The sequence below is a fragment of the Arthrobacter sp. TE26545 genome, from assembly GCF_056279005.1.
Map to the genome: position 1 here is coordinate 2,369,161 of NZ_JBWBQM010000001.1, position 25,836 is coordinate 2,394,996.

Sequence of the window (25,836 nt, forward strand, 5' to 3'; positions counted from 1 at the left end):
TGAAAACCCGCCGGGGCTGGGTTGTAGCGTAGGGCCCATGGACAGCTTTGCGGTATTCCTGCGGGGAATCAACGTTGGTGGGATCAACATCAAGATGGCCGAACTCAGGACGGCCCTCGGCGAGCTCCCTTTCGAAGGCGTCAAGACCCTGCTGGCCAGTGGCAACGTGGTGCTCAAGAGCGATCTCAAAGCGGCCGTCGTCAAGCAGCGTTTTGAAAAGTGCCTGCGCGATTCCTTCGGCTACGACGCGTGGGTAGTGGTCCTGAGCGGCGCGCGCGTGGCTGAACTGGTGGCGGCCTGCCCCTATCCCCCGGACGACAAGTCCACCCACAGCTACATCACGCTCTCCTCGGACTCCGCGGTGCTGGATGAACTGTTCGACGCCGGTTCGGCCCTCGGCAGCGCGGCCGACGGCGGAGTGGACCTTGCCCGTATCGGCCCCGAGGCGATCGCCTGGCTGGCTCCCGCCGGCGGAACTATTGACAGCCCCTTCAGCAAGATCACCGCCAAGGCCCGCTACAAGGCGGCAACCACCACCCGGAACCTCCGCACGATGATCAAGGTGCAGGACGCCGTCGCGCAGCTGTGACGAAAGCGACCCTGGAGTTGACATCTGGCAGGAGCGCGGCGGCGGAAGCGATAGCATTGCATGACGCTGCGGGAGGCTTCCCGTCCGGGCAGGCAACGGTCCGGCCCAACAAGATGCCGCGACAGCCTGACATAATCGAGTGCCGGGTCCGAGAGGAGCTGGTTGAAACATGGCAGAAGGATTGATGAAGTCCGATATTGTGACAGTCCGTGCCGGTGACGTCGACGTCAGATTCGCATTGCCGTCGAATGTTGATCACATCAGCAGGGTAATCAGAGCCACTGGCGACTTTTACGAGCGTCCGTTCCTTGACGCGCTTGCGCCGATTCTTTCGCCCGGAAATCTTGTGGTTGACGTCGGCGCGAATATCGGAAACCACTCACTGTACTTTGCAAAGCTTCTCCGCTGTAACGTCATCGCTTTCGAGCCGGTTGAGACGACTCTGGAATGCTTGCTGCACAATGTCGAAATCAATTATGCGGACGCCAACATTGAAGTCCGCCCGTTCGCAGTCGGCAGCGCACCAGGGCACGCGAGAATCACCACCTTCGATGAGTCGAACCTGGGAGCAACCTCGCTGGTCCAAACCGAGGATGGCGATCTTCCGTTGACGTCGCTCGACAACGAATCCATCGGCAGTCGTGTTTCCCTCATCAAGATCGATGTCGAGGGAATGGACCTGGAGGTTATCCGCGGCGGTTTGGCCCTAATCGAGCGCGATCGTCCGTTCATTTCATGCGAGTTGAACGACCCTGCCGAACTGCAGGCGCTCGAAGGCATCCTTGAAACCATCGACTACGTTTGCCTGGGCGTCTATAACGCAACACCGACATACATCCTTGCACCGGCGCGGACCCCACTCGAGCAGGCGGCGATCGTGAGGTTCCAAGGCCAGCAACTGCAGGCCGTCAGGGACATGCACAAGGAACTTGATTCCCGCCTCCTGAGATCAAACAGGTACACGGAGCGGCTTCATCGGGAGGCCCTCCAGGAAATCAACAGCCGGACGGAGCCCCGGGACAAGCAGCCAAGGGTGGCTGCGCCGGTTGCCGGAGAACCGGATGGCAACGAGATCGCCGAAATCCGTGCCCTTCTGGAGGAACTGCGTAGCCTTCAGGAATCGTCTTCCCGGAGGATCGCGGAACTGGAAAACGAGATCTCCGGACTGCGAGGGAAAAAGCAATGACATCCAAGCTCGAGCGAAACTACGAACGGTGGAAAACGCCGCATTTCTCGTGGGATTCGGTCGCTGCCTTTTGCGGAGAAGACACCTGGCAGGACGGAGTGCACACGATCGAGCTTGGTGCTGGGCCAAGCCTCGACCTCATTATCAGCGGCCAACCGTTCTCCCGTCCCTCCATTGCCGTGCCGGTGTTCTTCTCCGGTGCCGTGCAGAACCGCGAGACTAAGGCTGGACCCTTCTTTTCCGGCGGCAATGTCTCACTTTCCGGCGACTTTCCGTACATCTCGATATCCGACCCCTCCCTCGAACTGCACGAGACATTAGGCCTGGCCTGGTACACGGGAAGTGAAGACCAGCGGCTCCACGAGCCGCTGCTCGCGATCCTCAGGGCCTTCTCCGACACCACGAACCGCGAGCTCCTGCTCGTTGGAGGATCGGGCGGTGGGTATACGGCTCTCTTCTACGGCCAGAAAATGGGAGACCGCGCCTCAGTATTCGTATGGAATGCCCAGACAGACATTCTCGAATACAACGAGAAGTTCGTCCGGCAGTACTTGGAGACCGCATTTCCAAACCACACAGGCACCCTCCAGTCACAGGATTGGAAATCACGGGTACGGCAGGAACTCGCCGACGCGGGAGTGCAGCTTTCCCTCCTTCCGGACGCAACAGCTGGCCTTCGGCCGAGGCGCACCGTTTTTATCCAAAATGCAACGGACTGGCACGTACCGGTCCATACTGCTCCGTTCATCGAGGCCGGCAACTACAGGCATCTGGGACGGGGCCTCTACCAACACGGGGTCAACCACGCGGTCTGGATCACTCACTTTGGCACCGACCACGCGGCGCTCCCGCCCGAATGCGTCACCTCACTCGTGAAAGACCTGCTCAACCCGGCAAGAACGGCCCTGGAGGTCGTTTCTTCGTTCAAGGATTCCGGCCTCGTGCCCGGACAACTGCCTGGATCCGAACCGCGGGACCTGCGCCATCTGAAGGACGATCTCGAAAGCCAGCTGTCGGTCGACCTCGAAAGAAACCACGACGGCGGTCTCCTCGCCCGCATCAATCTTGGTGACGTCCCGCCCGGGTACGGAGGGCTCCGTTTCGGCTTCTTCAAACACGGGACCGACGGTACGGTCTCGAACCCGAAATGGTACTCATCGGACACGGAATGTATTTTCCCGTATGACGGCGTGCAAGAAAGCTTCACGGCACAGGTCCGGGTCCGCGACGGATTCAACAATGAGCTCTTTTCGATCGAAGCCGCGGCGCGGCTGGAAGCCAGTCCTTCGCGTTTCTTCATTTATGGCAGCTGCGTCACACGCGACGCGTTTGCGCTGGAACACGAATTCGAGCTAGTCAACTATATTGCGCGCTCACCATTCGGCAGCGCATTCGCCGAACCGCCGAAGGACCTCGATGTGGAGCTTCAATCCATACAAAGTCCATTCCAGCGGCGAATGGTCCGGGCCGATGTCAGCAAGCAGCTCGACGGCCTGCTCCGGGACTCGGATTTCGACTATTTGCTGGTGGACCTCATCGACGAGCGGATCCGGTTGATGCCATATCAGGACACCGTGATCGCGTATTCCACGGAGCTGCAGAAAACCGGGACCTCGGCTACTTCCGATCAGCTCCTACGCGTCGGCTCGGACGACTACTACGCACGCTGGACGGCCGGCCTGCAGCGCCTGCTCGCCGCTTGCCCTGCTTCCAAGATCATCGTGAACCGGGTCTTTTGGGCGACTGTCACCGACGAGGGCGTGGATCTTCCCAACCAGGTCGAAATCGCGCATCACAACACTGTTCTCAATCGCTTGTACGACGACCTCGCCGCCCATCCGGAAATCCGCTTCATCGACTATCCGGAACGGCTGCTCGTAGCCGACAGCAAGCACAGGTGGGGGCCAGCCCCCTACCATTTTGTCGGCGGGGTATCCACTCATCTGTTGGACGAGCTTGCAAAGATCTCCGGGCACTGAGCCAAAGGGGGCCAGCCGTCTGGCTGGCCCCCTTTGGGGTGCGTCGGTTTCCGGGAGGCTGGCCCTTTTCCGCGAGGCCGCGGCAGGCAGCTGCCCTAGAAGGACGTAAAGTGCTTGGACACCGAATCCTGCCGTGCTTTCCCGGCAAGGTCGGAACGGTTCATCCCTGAAGGCGGAGTGAACATCTCCTCCACCTCCTCTTCCGGCGACTCTGTTTCGACGGGTCGGAGGGATTTCAATCGTGCCAGTGCTATCTCAGCGTCCCCCGGCCAGCACATCGACGGGATGCCAATGTGGCCGTCTCCAACATAAGGCCGTGAAATCGTGACACGCCCATCCAAGGCAACGAACGCCCCGGAGGACTCGCCGAGCTCGGCCAAGAAGGGTTCAAGATGCTCAACCGTGTGCCATGTGTCGCCGGCATTGTGGACGTACGAGATCAGGTTTCCCCTGTTCCACCGCGGGTCGGTGTAGCGGTCCGCAATACGGAATCGATGTGAGAAGTCCGCCATGATCTCTTCGTAGGACATGCCAGGCCACGCGGCCCGGAGCGTTTCCAGGATGGGGGTGCGGATGGAATAGCGGAATACGTCAGTCTGCGGTATGCGAGGGACGGCGACTGAATTACGGAACCGGGCTCCCATCCGCATAGCCACGAACCCTCCGGCGGACGAGCCTTCCAGGACCAGGTACCGCGCACCGGAGGCAGCCATCACCTTGCGGATAATCGCTTCCATCCAGTCGTCAGGATCAACCGCCGGGGTACCGAGGTACCACGACAACCTGTTCGCAGGAGCAAGTGTCAGGGTCGGGTCGGCGAAGAGCACGAACGGCGAACGGGAGTTCCTCGAAATAGCCACCGGGGCAAAGTAGCGGCCATCAGGTGTGCTGGGTCCTTTTGCAGCGTGAAACCCTGCGCGCATTTCGCTGCGAAGGCTCTTTTGGCAATTGACCAGGAAGGACAGGGTCATTCCGTCGCCTATGGCTAAGGTGTAGATTCTTTCGTCGTCCGCTGTTGTGGGATTGAAATCGTCGATGCTGTCAAGCGGAACAACAGGTACACCGTAGAATTCGTCGCGTTCTTCCACTTTGGTTGTCGCTCTTTCGTTTTTCCGGGCAGGGGTTGGCAATATGCAGGTTCGGAGCTCGCGTTGTTCCCTAGTTCCTTGCCGGAACGACGACCCAAGTCAGTACAGACTCGTCGCCTTCGGGCTCTCTGGAACCGAGGCGGCGGATTTCGGCAAAGGTTCCATTCCGCTTCAATTCGATAATGGGCCCGCCAGGCTTCCCGCCCTCCTCAAATGGTCGTGCCGACACCAGGTCCCAGTCACCAAAGCGGGTCGCATGAAGAAGATCCTCGAAATAGGTTTCGTTTGGAACGTTTTCCCAGACCGTCAACCAGTCGACGTCGGTGCTGTCCAGTTCGGACTCCGGTGCGACGTGGATTCCGTGCTGCTCCAACTTCGCGCGGTCACCGGCGTCAAGGTGATCTGCGAACACAACGCGTGGCCGCCAGCTTTGACGAGTCATCGCCTCGATGTCAGCCGGAGTGGCACCAGCGGCTACGACCGCATATGACGGCAGAACCGGCGCGACGACGGGAATCCCGGCCGTCCTCATCACGATGGTCAGCGCTTGGTCGGCCAGGTGGGAGCGGGTAATGGTGCGCATCTGGTTCCACGCCGTTTCAAGGCGTAGCTTTTCATCGGTCATCCATCCAGCCAGCAGTTCCGCCCAGCGCTCATCCGAATCGCCTGCCTCAATGCCCTGGATCTGCTCTGTGATCCCGCGGCCGCGCCCGCTGAGGACCACTGACCCGCTTGCGGCTACCTCGACTACGCGCCGCGAAAACATCGTCGGTGAATCGTTGGCCGAGTTCACGTTGATATTCACCGGATGCGCTTTGTAGACCTTCAGGACTTCCTGGTACGGCACACCTTCGCGCACGAAGGGAGCCAACTCCGGAGGGAATCGGTACGGCGAGTTGGGTACGTTGACCTGGCGGTCGTAGATGGTCAGCCCGTGGAGCTTCGCGGCATCAAGAATCCGGTGGAGTTCAAGGGAGCGTTCCTTGAAGCGGTCCCCGTAATAAGTGCCTGCGTAGCTGACGGTGTGCAGATAGGGCCGGTCCGTGGGCATGGGATTATGGATCGCCGGCTCGGCGTAGAACGGCAAGGAGGAAACCGTCTTCACAACGGATTCTTCGTTTTGGAGATACTTGCCCACCATGTCCGCGTCGGTCGTGAAAACGTGGTCCATCATGGCGGCAGTCCGCTCGAACGCACGGAAATGGACCGGGTCTTCCTTGTTCCAGAAGATCACGGGTATGTTCCGTGCCCTGGCTACCTTGATGATCCGCTCGAGGTCGACGATCTCGTCCGGGTAATAGGCAACCCCCCGGCGCCACTGGTAGTCAGGACCTTCCCACGCCGATTCGACAAAGATTGCATCGAGGTCCAAGGAGGCTACTTGGACATAGCCCTCTGCCCTGGATAGTGGCACGGTCTCAAAGGAATGCGCGATTGTCGCGCTCGTGAATTGATCCGCAATCACCCCGACCCGCATGGACCCCAGTTCGCGCTGGATTGCCGGAGACAGTGCAGCTGAATAGCTCTGTTGCGCCTGCCCGGCAGACGCCAGCGGGCTGGAACCGGGCGCAAAAGCCGCGTCGGACTGCGCCGCGCATATTGCCGAAAGCTCTTCATCTCCGCGGTCGTCGAGCAGGTCCCCCTGGCCCTCGCTGAGAAAAGGCACACCGAGGCGGCGCGCTGCCAGCAGGGCCGGCAGGGCTACCCAGAAGTCTCCCTGCGCGGCGATGGCCGCAGGCCGGAACGCACGTGCCTCGCGCACAATGGCGTCCGTTGCGGCAAGGACGAATTTCGGGAGACGCAGTCCGGCGGAATTCCTCAGAGGTATGCGAACTGCGGGCACCCCGTCAAGTTCGATTTCCGTGCGTCCTTCGTCTTCAGCGTCAAAGTCGGGGTTGATTGCAGCGGAAGCAATACTCACCAAATGCAGGGCGCCAGACTCAACATCATCCGCTACAGCCGTCGGCCAGGAAGAGGTTCTTATTCCTTTTCGGGACTCATCGAATACAAACAGGACGCTTTCGGGCCTGACAAGGTAAGCGGCGCCCTGACTCCGTTCAGGAATCCTTGGCGGTTCGCTCTTAAGGGCTTCGATCCCCTCCTTCCATCGCCACTCAAAGAGATAACGCTGGGAGGATAGGTAAACGAAGTCCGGGTACTCTTCAGCCAGCTGTCGAATCCTGTCCAACTCGCCGTCGCGATGAAGCGTGGCGAACAGCCAGGCAAGGGACGTGCTGCTTGGTTTTGCCAAGAAGCTTCGCTCCAGGTTCTCGGCGGAGACGTTATCCCCGGGGACGCTCGAGTGGGCTCCTTCAAGGGTCAGGAGCAGGCGCAGCCATTCCTGCCCGTTCTTCACCAAGTCGAACTGCCGCGCGTGTGCGACCGCGGCATTCGAAACCTCAAGGTATTTTTCGGCGCTTTGGTTGACCCGCTTGATGTAGTCCACCGCAGCCATCGTGTCCTCATGGACCCACTCGCTCCCGAAGATCTCCTGGGCACCCTCACGTTCCCAGACCACGGGTACCGCACCGGAGGCCATGCCTTCAACGGGAGCCAGATGGAATGTTTCACGGAAGCTGGGTGACAGCATCCAGCCGATGTTCTGGAACCAGCGCCCCATGTCGGGGCCGAATTCATCAAAGGCAATTCTTCGCCGCAGCTCGGGATTCGAGGCAATCCGCTCGTAGAAGGCTTCATAGGCTTCGCGGATGACCTCGTTTTGCCACATCCATCCGTATTCCCATGGTGCGCGGCCGCGAATATGGACCGTGTATCTGGCATCCGTGGCCAACAACTGCTCCAGTATGTCCAGGGCACGGTCGGGCCGCTTCAGGATCGGAACAATTCCAGCAATGCCGATGTGGAAGCGCGCTTCTTCCCTCTTGGGACGGTTCAAGTCCAAAACGTCGACCACATTCGGGATGACGGCGGTTTTCTCCCGCGGCCATCCCAGTTCCTGGACCACTTTGTTCCGGTAAAACTCGGACACGAAAATGATCCGGTCAACATTTGCGATGTTGATTTCCTGGATCCAGGGCGAAAAGAGTTCGTAACCGTGGAACCGGACCACCAGAGTCTGCCCAGGCAATTTCTCCCACGAATACCAGACGGCATTGTGGGACGCGAATTCGCAAAATATCAGCTCGGCCCAATCCAACAGGGTTCGGCTCTGCGTCTCATCTTGCTGGTTTTGAGCCACCCAATGGTCGGCTCGCAGTTCCACATCCTGCCTCTGCGACAACACGTCAATAAGCTCGCCGGCAAACTTGAAGTCATGGCCAGCCATCAGGACACGCCGCTTGCCAGGGAGGAGCGGAACGGCTGCGTAATCCGCGACTGCCCTATCAAGGTAGTCGCGAAGAAGCTCCGCACCGGACCCGCCCTGTGCGTCAGTTGAATTCGCCTCTTCCATTCCATAGGAAAGCGTCGGAAGCAGGACGCCCTTGGAGGTCGCCGCCGGAATCCTGGACTCCAGGACGGCCCTGGCCTCGTCTTTCACATAGACAAGGCGCGACGCAGTCTCCGCAAACTGCTGGAAAAGCGGTCGTGACTGGTTGAATTCCTCCAGGCCTTCAAAGTCGATCAGGGGCCACAACTTGCGCTGCAGGACGTTGTTGGTGAACCCGGATACCACCGTCTCCAGATCGTCCGTCAGCACCGCGCAGCACTCAAGGTCCGATGAGGCAACAGCAACATGCCAGGCAGCAAACCGCGGCAAGAGCCGCTCGTTCTCGATCTGATGGGCAGCGGTTGCAGGCTGTAGCACTGTGACATGAGGGTTGTCCTGTTCCAAGGAAGCAAAGATGGACAGGCCGTCGTGGCACAGGACGATTGCGTGGACTTCCTCGGAAGCTACCGAGCTCGCCATCCGGTAGGTGCGGCTGGCCCAGGCTGACGTATCTTCCTCGCCCGGACGCCGGTACAGGAGGACCCGGCGCTGCGCCCGCTTCATGTTATGCATCCTGCGGGCATCGCATGCGTCCATGAGCTGGACCCGATGGTTGGCTGTCGGCACCGCTTGCCGCAGGACGTGCTGCTGCGCCGCGTCTTCCACGAGAGTGAACCCGGAATACCGCACGACGGCTTGCAACGGTTCGAGTCCTTCTTTACCGGTGCCCATTTGCGAAGCAACATCTGAGGCGGACAGGACGGACCAGAAGTGCTTGGCGGGGAGTCCCAGGCGCACAAGTTCCTGGTTCAGGAGCAGTCCATCTGCAAGAACAAGATCAAAGTCGTCCTGCGCAAACTTGTCCCGTACAAGCGAAGCGAAGTTCCGGATGAACTCATCCTCGGATTCATCTTGGTTGCGGGAAAGGAGCCACATGCGGCCGGGAGAAACGTCCAGGAGATCCTCGAGCGCCGGCGACGCCGCCACGATCGACAGTTCGGAGTCAGCAACGGTCCCCATGAGTTTTCGGACGGCCCCAAAACGACTGCGGTCGGCTTCCGTCGATTCCGGCTTGCTCGCCGAGCAAAAGAGCACTCTCATGTCAGATTCCGCCTTCGTTCGTCGGTACGTACGGAGCTTTGGCAAACCGATGCGCTATCTGGAATATTGCGCGCCGCGGGGCTCCTTCCGGCACGCTGCTCTCGGAGTGTTCGGAAGGAAAGACTTCAGTGCCTATCTCCCTGAGCATGTTTGTGAAGTATCCATCGGGGGTTCCGTTCTCAATGAACAGCACCGGCACCTGACGCTTCCTGCTCCACGGCAGAAGCCGGCGGATTGTGTCGACTGCCGCGCCGCCCGTCGCGTCTTCAGCGCCGAACCATGGACCGTCCTGGAATGCTGAGCGGTGGATGACAATCATCCGCGGCTGCCCGGCATCGACGGAGTTGACCAACGTCGAAGGCAGCAGCGGCATGACGGAATACGACTTTTCAAGCTTGTCGTACAGTTCATCGTGAACGATCGTGGCGACTTTGAGCCTGGGATGGTGTGGGGATGTGGAGTGGTACCCGATCCTGAGCATGTCGGCGAGCCTGATCTTCGCCTCGTTCGGCGGCGGCGGAGTGGATGACCGCCCTCTCGTGGCAAGCAAGCGCTCAACGCTGCCGATGCCCGGGTCGAGTTCTGTCTCTTCAACCTTGCTCACGCGATTCTCCCCAGTAGATTTCCCGACCAGTGCACCGTCGGCCTTCCGCGTTCGAGCACGATGAGTATGTTACAAGATGTCCATGCGCCCCGTTCAAAAGCGACAACAAAGGTCGACCTTCTTGAACTCTCGGAGCAAATGCCGGATTCCTTGACTTTTATCTGTGCGCCCGAAGTAGTAAGGCCTCCGTTGACAACCAATCAATACAATAGGACCCGGCAGGGCCCTGTGCGGGCTGTCGAAAATGAAAAACGGCCCCGGGCAGATGCCCGGAGCCGTTTCATTGTGACCCCAGCGGGATTCGAACCCGCGTTACCGCCGTGAGAGGGCGGCGTACTAGGCCGCTATACGATGGGGCCAAGCACTTTTCCGATTGCGGCTTCCCGCGATCAGGCTGAATTATTATTTCATACATTCAGCTTTGTTCCAAATCGGCGAACCGTTCGAAACTTCCGAAACAACCTCGTTTTAACTCGGTTTATTCAGAGCTGGGATACCAGGACTCGAACCTAGAATGACGGTACCAGAAACCGTAGTGTTGCCAATTACACCATATCCCATTGGCGCTTTCAGGCCGGCCCGAAGGCTTCAACCTTCGCTCCGTGCCCCTCAGCACGAGTAATTACTTTACCCGAGACTCTCGGCGCGCACAAATCGGCCGGCGACCGGCGCTTCGGAGCGCCTGGGGTGCGGCGGAGCGTTCCGGCGAAACCCTTGATTCAATCGCGGACTTAAGTTTACTCTCGGTAAGTTACCGCTCGGTAACCAGCATCCGAGGTCCCTCAACGAAGCCTGGACCGGATGCCGACCATGCCACATGGGGGTCTATGCCTGCAGCGTCGCAGGCACAGAGACGTTGAGAGGAAAGCCTTTGACTCGTAACCTCAGCCAAACCACGCCACGAAGCCGTGGCCAGAACATGGCCATCTGCATTCTTGTTCTCCTTCTCATTGCTTTCGCCGCCTTCTACGCGATGGTCACCGGCAAGATCACCGCAGGAGCCGAACGGCTCGATGCCGGCGCCAGCCAAGCGTCCGCAGGAGCGGTCCAGCTCAAGGACGGTGCTGCAAGGCTTGCCCTTGGTGCCGGTGAAGCCGAGGAAGGCGCCGGAAAACTCGCGGCAGGGGCGTCGACAATCCAGTCCGGCGTCGAAAACAAGCTCGCACCCGGGGCCGCGAAGCTGAATGAGGGCGCAGGGAAGCTGGCCAGCGGGGCGCTCAAAATCCAGAACGACGTGAAGGTCAAGCTGGCACCGGGTGTCTACAAAGTGGACGACGGCGCCCAGCGGCTTGCCGCAGCGGCACGCCAGCTCTCCGCTGCGCTTACTCCAAGCAGCACTGGGAGCGCCGAAAACAACCTGGCCGACGGCGCCACGCAACTGAGCAACGGGGCGTCCAGGCTTGAGGACGGTGCATCGCGACTGGACGACGGCGCGCGCCAGCTGGACGACGGTGCCTCACGGCTCGCGGCCGGCACGGTCCAGCTCAGGGGCTACCGTGGCGCCAACAACGACCCCGCCCAGGGCACCGGAACCGCGGCGCTGGCACAAGGCCTCCAGAAGCTTGCCGATGCCGCGAACGGCGCGCAGGGTATGGTGCCCCTTGGCCTGTTGAAGGAGCAGATCAATGCACTGAACGCAGGAGCCCAACGGCTGGACAGCGGGGCCGCCCAGTTGCAGGCCGGTGCCGCACGCCTGGAATCAGGGGCATCGGAGCTGCACGCGGGCACCTCCCGGCTCGCCGGCGGCAGCGGTGAACTGGCCGACGGTTCCCGGAAGCTCACCGCCGGTTTCGCCACCCTCGCAGGCAAGCTCAACAGCGCGGACCCCCAAGCCCCGGGACTGGTACTGGGAACCCGGCAACTGGCCGAGGGGACGGCGAAGATCAGGACCGGCATGGACGGGGTGCCCGGCGATCCTGAGCATCCCGGATTGCTGAAGGCCACGGCAGGCATGACTGAAGGAACCGGCCGCCTGGCAGACGGTAGCAAGTCCCTGCTCGCCGGCATCACGGGCGATCCCGGGGACCCGGCAAATCCAGGCCTGCTGGGCGGCTCCAGTGTCCTGGCCGCGGGCGCGGCCAGGCTCTCGGACGGCAGCACGCGGCTGGCCTCGGGGACGGCACAGCTATCGGATGGTGCCGCAAAACTCGCATCCGGCAACGGCAGGATCGCCGCGGGAACGGCAGAGCTTCACCGCGGGGCCGCGGCAGTGTCGCCTGCGTCCATGGCGGACAGTTCACGCAGTGCTGCGGCGTTGGGCGTCGTTGGCGCCCTTGGTGCCGGATCCATCGGCGCGTTCGTGTTCATGCGGAAACGCAGGAACACAGCCTGAAGCGGAACCCTCTGATGCGGAGGAGGGCTGCGTCGGAATCGCAGCCCTCCTCGCCCCAGTCAGTCGAGCAGCCGTACCAGCGAATCGATCTCCCGGCCGGCAAAGCCCTCAACGGTTTCCCCGACCCGGTTGAGCCAGACCCCGCGCAGGCCCGCGGCCGTGGCGCCGTCGGCGTCGAGCAGGCGGTTGTCCCCCACGTACAGGGTCTCTTCCGGACGCGTGCCGAGGAGGCGGACCCCTTCAAGGTAGATGGCAGGGTCCGGCTTCGGCACGCCGACGGTGTCGGTTCCGACCAGCACCGAGATCCGGGACAGGCCGGCGCTGTCCAGCTTGACCCGCTGGTAGTCGTGCACGTTGTTGCTCACGGCTCCGTACGGGATCCGTGCGGCGTCGAGAGCGTCCAGGACGGGTGCGACGTCGTCGAAAGCGCGCACGTAGCTCGGCTGCAACCGGGCGTACTCGCTGAGCCAGGCGTGCGATTCGTCGCCTTCTTCGAGTTCGACGCCGAAGTGCCCCAGCGCCGCACGTCCCCGGAGCAGTCGCTGCTCATTGAAAGTGAGCTCACCGGCGAGGTACCGGTCGTAGAAGTGCGTGGTCTCGTGGGTGAAGATCCGGCCGAACTTCTCCCACCCGGCCGCGTCGAGGCCGGGGAGGAGGTGTTCGCTGACGTCGCGCAGCGCGGTGGTCATGGCGTATTCGAGGTCCACGAGGGTGTCATCGATATCGAAGAGGACGCCCCGCACCGTGCCAAAGGACCCCGTGCCGAAGGAACCCGTACCGAAAGGTCCGATGCCGGTGGCGACTGGACGTGCCGCTGTGCTGCCCATGCCGTTCCTAGCCGCGGAAGGCGCGCAGCCGGGCGAGGGAAGAATCCTTGCCCAGGATGACCATGGATTCGAACAAAGGCGGGGACACCCGGCGTCCGGAGATGCCGGTGCGCACGGGACCGAAGGCCAGGCGCGGCTTGATGCCGAGGTCCTCGACGAGGGCCTGCTTCAGCGCGGTCTGGATGTTCTCGGCGTTCCAGTCCTCGATCGGTTCCAGCGCCGCCAGGGCGGCGTCGAGGACTTCGCCGAGGTTCTCCGGCAGTCCCTTGCGGGCGTCGTCCGCGACGTCGACGGCGTCGTCGGACTTGAACAGGAAGGCGAGCATTTCGGGGGCCTCGCCCAAGAGGGTGATGCGCTCCTGGACCAGCGGCGCGGCCTCGGTGAGGATCTCCTCCTGGCGGGCGGTGAGGATCTCCCCCACCAGTCCGGCGTCGCGCAGGTACGGCACCAGGCGCTCCCGGAAGTCTTCGGCGGAAAGCATACGCACATGGGTTCCGTTGATGGCCTCGGCCTTCTTCAGGTCGAAGCGGGCCGGGTTGCCCAGGACGTCGTGGATGTCGAAGTTCTCCACGAGCTGCTCCACGGTGAAGATGTCCTCGTCCGCGGAAAGCGACCAGCCCAGCAGGGACAGGTAGTTGAGCAGGCCTTCGCGGATGAAGCCGCGTTCGCGGTGCAGGAACAGACTGGACTCGGGGTCGCGCTTGGAGAGCTTCTTGTTGCCCTGGCCCATGACGTAGGGCAGGTGGCCGAACTCCGGCATGTACTCGGCGACGCCGATCGCGTAGAGGGCGCGGTAGAGCGCGATCTGGCGCGGAGTGGAGCTCAGCAGGTCTTCGCCGCGGAGCACATGGGTGATGCCCATGAGGGCGTCGTCCACCGGGTTGACCAGCGTGTACAGCGGCGCCCCGTTGGCCCGCACCACGGCGAAGTCGGGCACGGATCCGGCCTTGAAGGTGATGTCGCCGCGGACCAGGTCGGTGAAGGTGAGGTCCTCGTCCGGCATGCGCAGGCGGAGCACGGGCTCGCGGCCCTCGGCCTTGTACTGGGCGAGCTGCTCCTCGGTGACGTGCCGGTCGAAGCCGTCGTAGCCCAGTTTCGGGTCGCGGCCTGCGGCACGGTGGCGGGCCTCGATTTCCTCGGGGGTGGAGTAGGACTCGTAGATGTGGCCGCCGGCCTTCAGCTTGGCGATGACGTCCTGGTAGATGCCGCTGCGCTGGGACTGCCGGTACGGCTCGTGCGGGCCGCCGACCTCGACGCCCTCGTCCCAGTTGATGCCGAGCCACTTCAGGGCGTCCAGCAGCTGGTGGTAGCTTTCCTCGCTGTCGCGGGCGGCGTCCGTGTCTTCGATGCGGAAGACCAGGGTGCCCTTGGTGTGCCGCGCATAGGCCCAGTTGAACAGGGCGGTGCGGATCAGGCCGACGTGCGGGGTACCGGTGGGCGACGGGCAGAAGCGTACGCGGACCGGAGTTTCGGCAGTGACGGCAGGAATGGCGGCAGAGTTCGACGCGGGAGCAGTAGTCATAGTGCTTCCAACTTTACCGCCTGTGCGCGCGACGCCCTGACGGAATCCGGGCGTCGCGCGCCTCACATTCAGCGGCGGACGACGCGGTTGGACAGGCGCCCGATGCCCTCGATTTCGATCTCGTAGCGGTCGCCTTCGCTGACCAGTCCGACGCCGGCCGGCGTACCGGTCATGATGACGTCGCCGGGCAGCAGGGTGAAGGCCTGCGAAACGATCGAAACAAGCTCGCGCACGCTGCGGATCATGTCCCTGGTGTTGCCGTCCTGGCGGAGTTCGCCATTGAGCCAGCCCCGGACGTTCAGGTCCTCGGGATCAAGCTCGGTCTCGATCCAGGGCCCCAGCGGGGCCGAGGTGTCGAAGCCCTTGGCACGCGCCCACTGCAGGTCCGTCTTCTGGACATCGCGGGCGGTGAGGTCGTTGCCGCAGGTGTAGCCGAAGATCACATCGTCAACGCGTTCCTCCGGCACGTCCTTGCAGATACGGCCGATCACCACGCAGAGCTCGGCTTCGAAGGAGACCTGCTCGGAGAATTCCGGCAGGACCACGGGATCGCCCGGGCCCACGACGGCGGTGTTCGGCTTGAGGAACAGCAGGGGCTGGGCGGGGACCTCGTTGCCGAGTTCGGCCGCGTGCTCCGCGTAGTTGCGGCCTACGCCGATCACCTTGCTGCGGGGAATGATGGGGGCGAGCAGCCGGACGTCCTCCAGCTTGTGCTTGACGGAAGTGCGTTCGACGCCGTTGAAGAAGGGATCGCCTTGGATGACAGTGACGGTTTCACTGCCGGGCTCCCCCTCCACGACGCCGTACATGGGATCAGAATCAACAACAAACCGGGCGATACGCATGCCCCCAAGCCTACCGTCGCAGGTAGTCCAGCTGTGCCGCCACCGAGTTCTCGGCAGCGCGCCGCACGGAGGGATCGACGTCGGGATACACGGCGTCGGTGACCGCAATAACACCGGCGTCCGCCCCGAGCTCAGCCAGCGCCGTGCGGATCTGCTCCAGGCGCATAAGCCGGTGGGCGCGGTATTCGCGGCAGACGGCGTCGGTGGCGGGCAGCACCGGGCCGTGGGCGGGCAGCAGCGTCGCGGGCCCCAAGCCTTCGAGGATGTCCAGGCTGCTGAGGTAGTCCCCCAGGCGGCCGTCCGGGTAGTCCAGCACAGTGGTCCCGCGGCCCAGGATGGTGTCCCCGCTCAGCACGGAGCCGTCCGGGCCGTCGTCGGGAAGGTGGAAGCACAGCGAATCGGAGGTGTGGCCGGGGGTGGCGAGCACACGGATCCCAACCCCGCCGGCGCGCAGGATTTCGCCGCCACGCAGCGGTTCGCCGCCATGGCAGTGGCGCGGATCGGCCGCACGGACCGGGGCGCCGGTGAGTTCGTGGAACCGGGCGGCGGCCTCCGTGTGGTCCGGGTGCCGGTGCGTGATGAGCACCAGTTCCACCGTCCCGGCGCCGGCCAGGGCCGCCAGGTGGTCTTCGTCCAGGGGGCCTGGATCGACGACGACGGTGCCCTCCGCGCCGGGTGCGGAAATCACGTAGGAATTGGTGCCGTCCAGGCTCATCGGTCCGGGATTCGGCGCCAGCCGGAAGCGAGTGAGGCTGCTGCTCTGCACGAACTGGGAATCTTGGGCCGGGTTCATGAAGCCATTAAAGCGCGACGGCGGCCCGCCCACCTTAGTGGGCAGGCCGCCGTCGGGCGTTCCAAGACAGGGCCCACGCCGACGAGGGCCCTGAGCCGAGCTTGCGAGGCTTGGGAGCCGGTGGGGATTAGGCGAGGCGGGTCAGCCAGCCGTGCTTGTCCTCGATGGTGCCGGTCTGGATGCCCAGGATCTGCTCGCGGATGGCCATGGTGACCTCGCCGGCCACGGCATCCTCGGAGCCGATGAACTCGGTCTCGTCCTTCAGCACGCCGATCGGGGTGATGACGGCGGCGGTGCCGCAGGCGAAGACCTCGGTGATGTCGCCGGAAGCCACGCCGTCGCGCCATTCGGCCAGGGTGATCTTGCGTTCGGCGACCTCGCGGCCCATGTCCTTGGCCACCTGGATGATCGAGGAACGGGTGACGCCCTCGAGGATGGTCCCGGTCAGGGCAGGGGTGGCCAGGGAGCCGTCCTTCATGACGAAGAAGACGTTCATGCCGCCGAGTTCCTCAACGGCGTCGTCATTGAAGTGGTCCAGGAAGAGCACCTGCTTGCAGCCGTGGGCTTCGGCTTCCTGCTGGGCGATCAGCGAGGCGGCGTAGTTGCCACCGCACTTGGCCGCACCGGTTCCGCCTCGGCCGGCGCGGGCGTATTCGCGGGAGATCCAGATGGACACCGGCTTGAGTTCGCCGCCGAAGTAATTGCCGGCGGGCGAAGCGATCACGCGGAAGGAGACTTCACGGGCCGCCCGGACGCCCAGGAAGGCCTCGGTGGCGATCATGAAGGGCCGCAGGTAGAGGGATTCGCCGTCTCCGGAGGGGACCCAGTCCTTATCCGCCTGCACGAGTTCCCGGATGGCGCCGAGGAAGTATTCCTCGGGCAGTTCCGGCAGGGCCAGACGGTGCGCGGACTGGTTCAGGCGGGCGGCGTTGCGCTCCGGACGGAAGGTCCAGACCGATCCGTCCGCGTGGCGGTATGCCTTCAGGCCCTCGAAGACTTCCTGCCCGTAGTGCAGCACGGCTGCCGAGGGATCCAGGGAGATGGGTCCGTATGGTTCGAGCCGTGCGTTCTGCCAGCCGCCCTTGCCTTCGGCGTCGACCTTGTAGTCGACAACCGCGGTGTGGTCGGTGAAGTAGTCGCCAAAGCCTGGGTTCGCCAGGATGGCCGCACGCTCTTCAGCAGATTTCGGGGTCGCCGAGAACTGCTGGCTGAATTCGACGCCATGGGCAGTCTGAGTCATGGTTCCTCCACTATCGGCTACCGGCCGACGCGAACCCCGTCCCGGGAAAACCGTCCCCGGAGAGCATGGTTCAACGGCGGACCACGGCAGCAAGTATGTAATTCAAGTCAAGCTTACGCCCCGCCGCGGGGCGCAAGAGTCGCCTCAGAGCGCGGCCAGGATGGCGTCGCCGACGGCCGCGGTGCTGCGCGGTTCACCGTTGCGGGACTCGACGTCGGAGACCACTGCGGTCTCGATCCGGCGGGCCGCGGCGGCGTAACCAAGGTGGTCCAGCAGCAGGGCCGCGGAGAGGATGGCCGCGGTGGGGTCTGCCTTTTGCTGGCCGGCGATGTCCGGTGCGGATCCGTGCACCGGTTCGAACATGGACGGTGCCGTGCGGTCCATGTTGATGTTGCCGGAAGCGGCCAGGCCGATGCCGCCGGTGACGGCTGCGGCGAGGTCGGTGATGATGTCGCCGAACAGGTTGTCCGTGACAATGACATCGAAGCGCGCCGGGTCGGTGACCAGGAAGATCATCGCGGCGTCGATGTGCAGGTAGTCGTGAGTGACCTCGGGGAATTCCTTGGCCACGGCCTCGACCGTGCGCTTCCACAGGTGGCCTGCGTAGACCAGCACGTTGTGCTTGTGGACAAGGGTGACGTGCTTGCGGGGCCGGGCGCTGGCACGCCGGAAGGCGTCGCGGACCACGCGCTCCACACCGTGGGCGGTGTTGAGCGAGACCTCGGTGGCGACCTCGTGCGGGGTTCCGCCGCGCAGGGTGCCGCCATTGCCGACGTAGGGGCCCTCGGTGCCTTCACGGACCACAATGAAGTCAATGTTCCCCGGGTTCGCCAGGGGACTGCCCACGGTGCCGTACAAACGGGAGGGGCGCAGGTTCACGTAGTGGTCCAGGCTGAAGCGCAGCTTAAGCAGCATTTCGCGTTCGATGATGCCCGAAGGGATGCGGGTGTCCCCCGGTGCGGCGCCGACGGCGCCGAAGAGGATGGCGTCGTGCCCGCGGAGCTTTTCAAGGGTCTCGTCCGGCAGGGTTTCGCCGGTCTCCAGCCAGTGCTGCGCGCCGAGCTTGTACTCGGTGCGCTCAAGGGTGATGCCTTCGCTGGCAACAACCTTTTCCAGGACTTTGACGGCCTCGGCGATCACTTCGGGGCCGATGCCGTCGCCGGGGATGACTGCGAGATTAATGGACCGTGCGTTCATTCCACCAGCGTGCCAATGCATCCACATTCTGGTCAAAAACGTCTCATTATTCGAACGCGCAAAGCCGCCTGCGGGCGGCCTCTTTCAGACCGCGGCATGATGTGGCCTGCTTCCGGCGGCCGATAGAGTGCATGGGTGGACAGACGGCATGCACTCTACAACTGGTTCCGGCGCAACCCTTTCAAGGTGGACTTCGCCGCCGCGGCCCTGCTGGTGCTCATGTTCGGCCCTGTCTACCTGTACGCCGGGCGCCCGCTGCTGGCCCTCGTCTCCTGCGCCCTCCTGGCACCGCTCGCCTGGCGCAGGACCCGCCCGGTGGCTGCGGCCGCCGTCGTGGTCCTTATCTGCCTGGTCCAATGGGCGCTGGCGGTCCAGCCGGTGGCCGGGCAGATCGCCGTACCGCTGATCGTCTACGCGGTAGCCGCCTACGGTCCCGTGTGGGCGAGCCGCTCCGTGCTGGTCCTCGGCCTGGTGGGCGCGGTCATGCTGACCACCCGCTACTACGGCAGCAGCGCGGAGTCCGGCATCCAGGACCTGACGGTGGGCGCAACCTACACCGTACTGGTCTGGATGCTGGTCCTGGTCAGCTGGACCCTGGGCGACCTGACCCGGGTACGCCGCCTGCAGCTGCAGGCGCTCGAGGACCGCAACCGCCGCCTGGAAATCGAACAGCAGCAGGAACGCCAGCTCGCCGCCGCCGATGAACGATCGCACATTGCCAGGGAAATGCACGACATCGTGGCGCACTCCCTCGCAGTGATCATCACCCAGGCCGACGGCGCCCGCTACGCTGCCGCGGCAAGGCCCGAGCTCGCCACAGAGGCCCTGGCGACCATCGCCGGCACCGGCCGGAACTCGCTGGCCGAGATGCGGCGGCTGCTTGGCGTGCTGCGCTCCGACGAACAATCCGGCACCCGTCCCCAGCCCGGCTTGGCCGAGCTGGACGAACTCTTCCTGGGTTTCCGCGCCGCCGGCCTGACGCTGTCCTTCGAGCAAGGCGGGGCCCCCTCGGCGCAGGCCGGATCATCCCGGCGCCGGCTGCCGCCGGGAGCCGAACTCACCGCCTACCGCGTCATCCAGGAGGCCCTCACCAATGTCATCAAGCACGCCGGACCGCGGGCCCGGGCGGCCGTGACCCTGCACTGGCGGGGGCGCGCCCTCCACATCGAGGTGCGCGACGACGGCCGTGGGGCAGCCGCCGATCCCAGCCAGGGCGGCGGCAACGGCCTCCGCGGAATGGCCGAGCGGATCGCCCTCTACGATGGATCCTTGGACGCGGGTCCGGCCAGCGGCGGCGGCTTCCGCGTGTCCGCCTTCATCCCCTACTCGGAGTCCTGAACCATGACTGAAACGGCCGGAACGATCCGGGTGGCCCTCGTTGACGACCAGCAACTGGTCCGTTCGGGCTTCGGCATGCTGATCAATTCGCAGCCGGACCTTGAAGTGGTGGCCGAGGCCGGCAACGGTTTCGACGCCGTGCGGGCGCTGGCAGCCACCAGCGCGGATGTGGTCCTCATGGACGTTCGCATGCCGGGCATGGACGGCATCGAAGCCACCCGCAGGATCCTGGAGATGTCCACGTCACAGGCCGCGGCCCGGCCGGCAGGGCCCCCCAGCCAGGACCTGAAGATCGTGGTGCTGACCACCTTCGACCTCGACGAATACGCGCTGGCCGCCATCGAGGCCGGCGCCAGCGGCTTCCTCCTCAAGGACGCCCCGCCGGAGGAACTTCTCGAGGCCATCCGCACCGTGCACCGGGGTGACGCTGTGATCGCGCCGTCCACCACGCGCCGTCTCCTTGACCATGTGGCTCCCCTGTTGCGTGCCCGCACGCCGGAACAGAACGGGCACGCGGCCGCCGTCGAACGACTGACCGTCCGCGAGCGCGAGGTGTTCGAACTGATCGCGCAGGGCCGTTCCAACCCGGAAATCGCCGCGGACCTCTTCCTATCCGAGGCCACCGTGAAGACCCATGTGGGGCACATCCTGGCCAAGCTCGAAGCCAGGGACCGGGTGCAGGTGGTGGTGATCGCCTACGAAACAGGCGTGGTCTCCCCAGGCAGCTGAGGCCCTGGGACCAGTCCCGGCACCACCGGACTCAGACCACGGTATGAGCGCAGGGCCGGAGGAATGGCCCCGCGGCCCGATCCGCCGGGGCAGCCGCCGAAAATAGCGTGGGAGCATGACAACTTTCGCGCCCTTTCCCCGTCCTTCCGGTCCGTCCCCCGCTGCCGCGGCACCAGCCGTCGAGGCCTTTGAGCTCAGCAAGCATTACGGCAAGGCCGATGCCCAGGTCAAAGCGCTCGACGGCGTTAGCGTCGCCTTCGAAGCAGGACGCTTCACGGCCATCATGGGCCCGTCCGGATCCGGCAAGTCCACCCTGATGCACTGCCTCGCCGGCCTCGATACCCCTGACGCGGGCAGGATCGTGCTCGGCGGCACCGAGATTTCCGCGCTCAACGACCGGCAGCTCACGGCCCTGCGCCGGGAGCGCATCGGCTTTGTGTTCCAGGCGTTCAACCTGGTCCCCACGCTCAATGCCGAACAGAACATCACCCTCCCGTTGGCCCTCGCCGGCAGCAGCGCCGACCCTGCCTGGTTCGACTACCTGGTGGGCACCCTGGGCCTGAAGGACCGCCTCACCCACCGCCCGCATGAGCTCTCCGGCGGCCAGCAGCAGCGCGTCGCCGTGGCCAGGGCCCTGCTGACCCGGCCGGACGTGGTGTTCGGCGACGAACCCACCGGCAACCTGGACTCCAAGGCCGGTGGCGAGGTCCTGGCGATGTTGCGCCGCAGCAGCCAGGAACTGGGCCAGACCATCATCATGGTCACCCACGATCCCGTCGCGGCAAGCTACGCGGACCGCGTGGTGCTGATGAGCGACGGCCACCTGATGGGCGAGCTGGAGAACCCCACCGCTGATTCCGTGCTCACCGCTCTCGGCAAGCTGGGGGCCTGAGCATGCTGCGCGTTTCCCTGTCCCAGCTCTCCAAGCAGTTCAGGCGTTTCATCGCGATCGGCCTGGCGGTGCTGCTGGCCGTCGCCTTCCTCTCCAGCACGCTCATGGTGGGCGCCAGCACCCAGGCCTCGCTTGGTGCCAGCGTGGGCGAGGCCTACCGGAAGGCCCAGCTTGTGGTGACCCCCGGGGACAGCGGGGAGCTCTCCGCCCGGGCCGTTGAAGCCGTGTCCTCCGCGCCCGCAGTGAAGGAAAGGTACGCCGAACGCTACGCCGCCGTGACCCTCGACGACGGCGGCAGCGAGCAGACCGCGCGGGTCCGGAACCTGGCTCCCGCGGCGATGGAGCCTTCGGTCCTGTTGTCCGGCCGGTACCCGGCGGCGGCCAACGAAGCCGCCGTCGACGCCAAAACCGCCGAACGGCTCGGGCTCAGCGCCGGCAGCCGGCTGACCGTCTCCGGCATCGCCTCGACGGGGGCGGGCGGCAAAGCGGCCACGCAGAGCTTCCGGATCACCGGCCTGCTGCAGCCGAGCAACGATCCCTTCGCCGCCCCCTTCCCCCAGCTGCTCGCGGTCGACAGCGCGGTGGGCGTCCTCGCCCCCGGAAGCGAAGGCTTCTCCGGCCTGCAACTGCAGCTCAAGGACGGCCAGGACCGGACGGCCGCGATCGACTACCTCCGGCAGCGGCTGCAGGCCGCTGGAGCCGGGGACGCCGCGGTGCAGACCTCCGAGGAGAAGGTGACGGCCGCCGTCGCGCAGATGAGCGGCGGGCAGGACCAGCTCACCATCATCCTGCTGGCGTTCGCGGGGGTGGCGATCGTGGTCTCCACGCTCGTGGTGGCGAATACCTTCTCCGTGCTGGTCGCCCAGCGCACCCGGGAACTGGCGCTGCTGCGCTGCCTCGGCGCAGGCAAGGCGCAGATCCGCGGATCGGTGCTCTTCGAGGCCGCGGTGCTTGGATTCGTGTCCTCCGTCCTGGGAGTGGTGGCCGGAGTGGGCCTGATGTCAGCCCTCATCGCCTGGGCCCGGACCACCCCGGAACAAGCGTTCGCCACCCTGGCCGTGCCGCCGTCGGCAATCATCGCCGGGCTGCTGGCCGGAACGCTGCTCACCGTGGTCGCCGCGCTGCTGCCGGCAAAGGCTGCGACGGCGGTCGCTCCCCTGGCGGCGCTGCGTCCCGCGGACGACGCCAGCCTGCGCAACAAGCGCGGCCGTGTGCGGCTGTGGCTGGGCCTTGCCGCGCTGGCAGTCGGCGTGCCGCTGCTGGTGCTCGGTGCCATGTTCAACGTGCTGATGGTTGCCATGCCCGCCGGCGCCCTGTCCTTCCTGGGCGTGCTGCTGTGCGCCAGCCTCTTCGTTCCGCCGGTGGTTGCCGCCGCGGGCAAGCTGGCCGCACCGGCCGGTGTGCCGGGCCGGCTCGCCGCCGTCAACGCGGTGCGCAATCCTGCCCGGACCTCGGCCACGGCGGCGGCGCTCCTGATCGGCGTCACCCTGGTCACCCTGATGATGACCGGTGCCGCCACCTCGCGGCAGGCTTTCAACGCCATGCTTGCCGAGAACTACCCGGTGGACCTGGCCGTCCGGATCGACGGCGCTACAGGCCAGGATGCGTCGGCCCTGCGGAAGGTCGAGGCGCTCGACGGCGTACAGGCGGCCGTGCTGCTCCGGGCATCCGGCACGATCACGGCGCCGGGCACCGCGGCGGACGGAAGTCCGGTCTTCGCGATCAGTTCCGATGACGCCGCGGCGGTGCTCCGCGATCCCGCGCTGCGGCCGCAGGCCGGCACGGTGTACCTTCCCGAACGGTTGGACCTCAAGGAGGTCACCGTCGCCGGGCCGGGAGGCGCGCACAGCTTCGAGGGCAGGACCCTGCGGACCGGAAACATCGAGCCGCTGATCGACAGCTCCTCCGCGGCGCCCCTGCTCGGAAGCAGCAGCAACACCGCCGGTGACTCCCTGCCCGGCACCGTATGGCTCAAGCTCGACGACCAGCTCTCCGCCGACCGGATCCAGGCGGTCCAGCGCGAAGCGGCGGCCGCCTTCGGCGTCCCCGTGGACAACGTCAGCGGGGCGGCGGTCGAACGCGTGACGTTCAACAGCATCATCGACGTCCTCCTGCTGGTGGTGACCGCGCTGCTGGGCATCGCCGTCGTGATCGCCCTGATCGGCGTGGCGAACACGCTGTCGCTCTCGGTGCTGGAACGGACCCGGGAGAACTCGCTGCTGCGGGCGCTCGGCCTCACCCGGGGCCAGCTGCGCGGGATGCTCGCCATCGAGGCCGTGCTGGTGGCCGGGGTCGCCGCGGTGCTGGGCTCGGCACTGGGCATCGCGTACGGCTGGCTGGGCGCCAAGGCCGCATTGGGCCCGGTGGCAGAGGTGGTCCCTGTAGTGCCGTGGCTGCAGTTGCTGGGTGTCTTCGCCGTGGCAGTACTTGCCGGGTTGCTGGCCTCGGTGCTCCCGGCCCGCCGTGCCGCGCGGCTGTCACCCGTCCAGGGCCTGGCCACCACCTGAGCATTATGGACGAAAGAAACCCCTCCTTCACCGGCTTGGCCGGGAAGGAGGGGTCCTTCGCGTCTGCGGGTAGCTTAGGCGTCCGCGGGTTCTTCGTAGCGCGGGAACACGGGCGCCGGGGCCGGCAGTTCCGTGCCCGCAACGATCGGCGTTCCGATAGCCGCGAACTGCCGGCCCGCGCCCTCGGGCTGGCCGAGTACTCCAAGCAGCTTCGCGGACGACGTCGGCATGACCGGCTGGGCGAGGATCGCCACGATCCGGACCACCTCGAGGGTGACGTAAAGGACCGTGTTCATGCGTTCGACGTCGGTCTTGCGCAGCACCCACGGGGCCTGCTCGGCGAAGTAGGCGTTGGTGTCGCCCAGCACACCCCAGATCGCTTCGAGGGCGCGGGAGAATTCCTGCTTGTCGAAGGCAGCGCGGGCGGTGTCCAGGAGTCCGTTGGCCTTCGCCAGCAGGGCGGAGTCCTCGGCCGTGAACTCGCCGGGAACCGGGACCTTGCCCTCGCAGTTCTTCGCCACCATCGACAGCGACCGCTGGGCGAGGTTGCCGAAGTTGTTGGCGAGGTCCGCGTTCATGCGGCCCACGATCGCCTCGTGGTTGTAGCTGCCGTCAGCGCCGAAGGGGACCTCACGCAGGAAGAAGAAGCGCATCTGGTCCACGCCGTACTGGCTGACAAAGTCCGCCGGAGCCACCACGTTGCCCAAGGACTTGGACATCTTCACGCCGTTGTTCTGGAGGAAACCGTGGATCATCACGCGCTTGGGCAGCTCCAGCCCGGCACTCATCAGGAAGGCCGGCCAGTAGATGGCGTGGAAGCGGGAGATGTCCTTGCCGATGACGTGGACGTCGGCCGGCCAGAACTTCCGGAAGGACTCGGAATCCACGTCCGGGTAGCCTGCACCCGTGAGGTAGTTGGTGAGGGCATCCACCCAGACGTACATGACATGCTTGGGATCGCCCGGCACCGGGACGCCCCAGTCGAAGGTGGTGCGGCTGATGGACAGGTCCTCGAGGCCGCGCTTGACGAAGCTGATGACCTCGTTGAAGCGGTAGCCGGGGGCGCCGAACTCGGGCTGGGCTTCGTAGAGGGCCAGCAGCTTGTCCTGGTAGGCCGAGAGCCGGAAGAAGTAGCTCTCCTCAGCGGTCCACGTGACCTCGGTGTCCGTCTCCTTGGAGTAGCGCACGCCGTCGTCCTTGACGACCGTCTCGTCCTCGCCGTAGTACGCCTCGTCGCGGACGGAGTACCAGCCTTCGTACTTGGACAGGTAGATGTCGCCGTTGGCCTCCATCTTCTTCCAGATCGCCTGGCTCGCCGTGTAGTGGTCGGCGTCCGTGGTGCGGATGAAGCGGTCGTAGGAGCTGCCCACGAGGTCGTGGACCTCACGGAAGGCCGCCGAGTTGCGGTCCACGAGTTCCTTGGCGGTGATGCCTTCCTTGTCCGCGGTCTGCTGGACCTTGAGGCCGTGCTCGTCCGTTCCGGACATGTAGAACACCTCGTGGCCGTCCAGGCGCTTGAAGCGCGCCATCGCATCCGCGGCCACGAACTCGTAGGCATGCCCGATGTGCGGGGCGCCGTTGGGGTAGCTGATGGCCGTGGTGATGTAGAACGGGGGCTTGGCTTCGGGGCTCACTCTAGAAAGGTACCTTTTTTCGGTGACTGCTGGGGTTCGGTGACG

At 64.7% G+C, this 25,836-nt stretch carries 18 protein-coding genes and 2 tRNA genes; 8 read left to right on the plus strand and 12 right to left on the minus strand.

The genetic code is table 11. From position 1 onward, the window contains the following. The first annotated feature begins 37 nt into the window (after positions 1-37). The 3 genes from ACZ9CK_RS10650 (at position 38) to ACZ9CK_RS10660 (ending at position 3,754) form a co-directional block, all read left to right on the plus strand. A complete protein-coding gene (locus ACZ9CK_RS10650; protein ID WP_426298264.1) occupies positions 38-589 on the plus strand; it encodes a DUF1697 domain-containing protein in 552 nt (183 codons plus the stop codon). A gap of 169 nt (positions 590-758) precedes the next feature. After that, entirely contained in the window at positions 759-1,775 is a 1,017-nt protein-coding gene (locus ACZ9CK_RS10655) for an FkbM family methyltransferase (RefSeq protein WP_426298266.1), read from the plus strand. Then, positions 1,772-3,754 carry a DUF6270 domain-containing protein gene (locus tag ACZ9CK_RS10660; protein WP_426298268.1) on the plus strand — a complete coding sequence of 661 codons (1,983 nt, stop codon included), beginning with the start codon at positions 1,772-1,774 and terminating at the stop codon, positions 3,752-3,754. Before ACZ9CK_RS10655 ends, ACZ9CK_RS10660 begins: the two co-directional genes overlap by 4 nt. Positions 3,755-3,849: 95 nt before the next feature. Here ACZ9CK_RS10660 and ACZ9CK_RS10665 read toward each other — a convergent pair whose 3' ends face one another. The 5 genes from ACZ9CK_RS10665 to ACZ9CK_RS10685 all read right to left on the minus strand — a co-directional run bounded on the left by ACZ9CK_RS10665 (position 3,850) and on the right by ACZ9CK_RS10685 (position 10,495). Continuing rightward, positions 3,850-4,842 (minus strand): hypothetical protein, encoded by a 993-nt coding sequence (locus ACZ9CK_RS10665; protein WP_426298270.1) that lies wholly within the window; start codon positions 4,840-4,842, stop codon positions 3,850-3,852. A gap of 70 nt (positions 4,843-4,912) precedes the next feature. Beyond that, a complete protein-coding gene (locus ACZ9CK_RS10670; protein WP_476049934.1) occupies positions 4,913-9,331 on the minus strand; it encodes a glycosyltransferase family protein in 4,419 nt (1,472 codons plus the stop codon). A gap of 1 nt (position 9,332) precedes the next feature. Beyond that, positions 9,333-9,935, minus strand: a complete 603-nt coding sequence (locus ACZ9CK_RS10675; RefSeq protein WP_476049935.1) for a hypothetical protein — start codon at positions 9,933-9,935, stop codon at positions 9,333-9,335. Between the two features lie 286 nt (positions 9,936-10,221). Beyond that, a tRNA-Glu gene (locus ACZ9CK_RS10680) sits at positions 10,222-10,294 on the minus strand. A 129-nt stretch (positions 10,295-10,423) separates the two neighbouring features. Beyond that, a tRNA-Gln gene (locus ACZ9CK_RS10685) sits at positions 10,424-10,495 on the minus strand. Between the two features lie 311 nt (positions 10,496-10,806). Between ACZ9CK_RS10685 and ACZ9CK_RS10690 the strand changes: the two genes are divergently transcribed. Continuing rightward, positions 10,807-12,267 carry a hypothetical protein gene (locus tag ACZ9CK_RS10690; RefSeq protein WP_426298276.1) on the plus strand — a complete coding sequence of 487 codons (1,461 nt, stop codon included), beginning with the start codon at positions 10,807-10,809 and terminating at the stop codon, positions 12,265-12,267. 59 nt (positions 12,268-12,326) lie between these two features. Here ACZ9CK_RS10690 and ACZ9CK_RS10695 read toward each other — a convergent pair whose 3' ends face one another. From ACZ9CK_RS10695 to ACZ9CK_RS10720, 6 genes are all read right to left on the minus strand, one after another. Further along, positions 12,327-13,094, minus strand: a complete 768-nt coding sequence (locus ACZ9CK_RS10695) for an HAD family hydrolase (RefSeq protein WP_476049936.1) — start codon at positions 13,092-13,094, stop codon at positions 12,327-12,329. Positions 13,095-13,101: 7 nt separating this feature from the next. Then, a complete protein-coding gene (gene gltX / locus ACZ9CK_RS10700; RefSeq protein ID WP_476049937.1) occupies positions 13,102-14,616 on the minus strand; it encodes a glutamate--tRNA ligase in 1,515 nt (504 codons plus the stop codon). Between the two features lie 68 nt (positions 14,617-14,684). Continuing rightward, complete coding sequence (locus tag ACZ9CK_RS10705) at positions 14,685-15,461, minus strand: fumarylacetoacetate hydrolase family protein (protein WP_476049938.1); 777 nt, start codon at positions 15,459-15,461, stop codon at positions 14,685-14,687. A 10-nt stretch (positions 15,462-15,471) separates the two neighbouring features. Beyond that, complete coding sequence (locus tag ACZ9CK_RS10710; RefSeq protein WP_476049939.1) at positions 15,472-16,254, minus strand: MBL fold metallo-hydrolase; 783 nt, start codon at positions 16,252-16,254, stop codon at positions 15,472-15,474. Positions 16,255-16,381: 127 nt separating this feature from the next. Then, complete coding sequence (locus ACZ9CK_RS10715; protein ID WP_476049940.1) at positions 16,382-17,494, minus strand: branched-chain amino acid aminotransferase; 1,113 nt, start codon at positions 17,492-17,494, stop codon at positions 16,382-16,384. A 144-nt stretch (positions 17,495-17,638) separates the two neighbouring features. After that, on the minus strand, positions 17,639-18,691 hold the full coding sequence (locus tag ACZ9CK_RS10720; protein ID WP_476049941.1) for a 3-isopropylmalate dehydrogenase: 1,053 nt from the start codon (positions 18,689-18,691) through the stop codon (positions 17,639-17,641). 135 nt (positions 18,692-18,826) lie between these two features. Here ACZ9CK_RS10720 and ACZ9CK_RS10725 point away from each other — a divergent pair, with 135 nt between their 5' ends. From ACZ9CK_RS10725 to ACZ9CK_RS10740, 4 genes are all read left to right on the plus strand, one after another. Next, positions 18,827-20,029 carry a sensor histidine kinase gene (locus ACZ9CK_RS10725; protein ID WP_476049942.1) on the plus strand — a complete coding sequence of 401 codons (1,203 nt, stop codon included), beginning with the start codon at positions 18,827-18,829 and terminating at the stop codon, positions 20,027-20,029. Positions 20,030-20,032: 3 nt separating this feature from the next. Continuing rightward, positions 20,033-20,758, plus strand: coding sequence for a response regulator (locus tag ACZ9CK_RS10730; protein WP_426298292.1), 726 nt, complete (start codon positions 20,033-20,035; stop codon positions 20,756-20,758). 115 nt (positions 20,759-20,873) lie between these two features. Further along, positions 20,874-21,650, plus strand: coding sequence for an ABC transporter ATP-binding protein (locus ACZ9CK_RS10735; protein WP_476049943.1), 777 nt, complete (start codon positions 20,874-20,876; stop codon positions 21,648-21,650). 2 nt (positions 21,651-21,652) lie between these two features. Further along, complete coding sequence (locus tag ACZ9CK_RS10740) at positions 21,653-24,157, plus strand: ABC transporter permease (RefSeq protein WP_476049944.1); 2,505 nt, start codon at positions 21,653-21,655, stop codon at positions 24,155-24,157. 74 nt (positions 24,158-24,231) lie between these two features. On the opposite strand, the gene metG is transcribed toward ACZ9CK_RS10740, so the two are convergent. Continuing rightward, the gene (metG, locus tag ACZ9CK_RS10745) at positions 24,232-25,791 is read right to left on the minus strand and encodes a methionine--tRNA ligase (protein WP_426298298.1); all 1,560 of its coding nucleotides are present in this window, start codon (positions 25,789-25,791) and stop codon (positions 24,232-24,234) included. Between the last annotated feature and the right edge of the window lie 45 nt (positions 25,792-25,836).

Excerpts from the sequence above, each read along its gene's own strand:
- ACZ9CK_RS10650 (WP_426298264.1), top strand. The coding sequence starts at position 38 with ATGGACAGCTTTGCGGTATTCCTGCGGGGAATCAACGTTGGTGGGATC.
- ACZ9CK_RS10655 (WP_426298266.1), top strand. The coding sequence starts at position 759 with ATGGCAGAAGGATTGATGAAGTCCGATATTGTGACAGTCCGTGCCGGT.
- ACZ9CK_RS10660 (WP_426298268.1), top strand. The coding sequence starts at position 1,772 with ATGACATCCAAGCTCGAGCGAAACTACGAACGGTGGAAAACGCCGCAT.
- ACZ9CK_RS10670 (WP_476049934.1), bottom strand. The coding sequence starts at position 9,331 with ATGAGAGTGCTCTTTTGCTCGGCGAGCAAGCCGGAATCGACGGAAGCC.
- ACZ9CK_RS10695 (WP_476049936.1), bottom strand. The coding sequence starts at position 13,094 with ATGGGCAGCACAGCGGCACGTCCAGTCGCCACCGGCATCGGACCTTTC.
- gltX (WP_476049937.1), bottom strand. The coding sequence starts at position 14,616 with ATGACTACTGCTCCCGCGTCGAACTCTGCCGCCATTCCTGCCGTCACT.
- ACZ9CK_RS10705 (WP_476049938.1), bottom strand. The coding sequence starts at position 15,461 with ATGCGTATCGCCCGGTTTGTTGTTGATTCTGATCCCATGTACGGCGTC.
- ACZ9CK_RS10710 (WP_476049939.1), bottom strand. The coding sequence starts at position 16,254 with ATGAACCCGGCCCAAGATTCCCAGTTCGTGCAGAGCAGCAGCCTCACT.
- ACZ9CK_RS10715 (WP_476049940.1), bottom strand. The coding sequence starts at position 17,494 with ATGACTCAGACTGCCCATGGCGTCGAATTCAGCCAGCAGTTCTCGGCG.
- ACZ9CK_RS10720 (WP_476049941.1), bottom strand. The coding sequence starts at position 18,691 with ATGAACGCACGGTCCATTAATCTCGCAGTCATCCCCGGCGACGGCATC.
- ACZ9CK_RS10730 (WP_426298292.1), top strand. The coding sequence starts at position 20,033 with ATGACTGAAACGGCCGGAACGATCCGGGTGGCCCTCGTTGACGACCAG.
- ACZ9CK_RS10735 (WP_476049943.1), top strand. The coding sequence starts at position 20,874 with ATGACAACTTTCGCGCCCTTTCCCCGTCCTTCCGGTCCGTCCCCCGCT.
- ACZ9CK_RS10740 (WP_476049944.1), top strand. The coding sequence starts at position 21,653 with ATGCTGCGCGTTTCCCTGTCCCAGCTCTCCAAGCAGTTCAGGCGTTTC.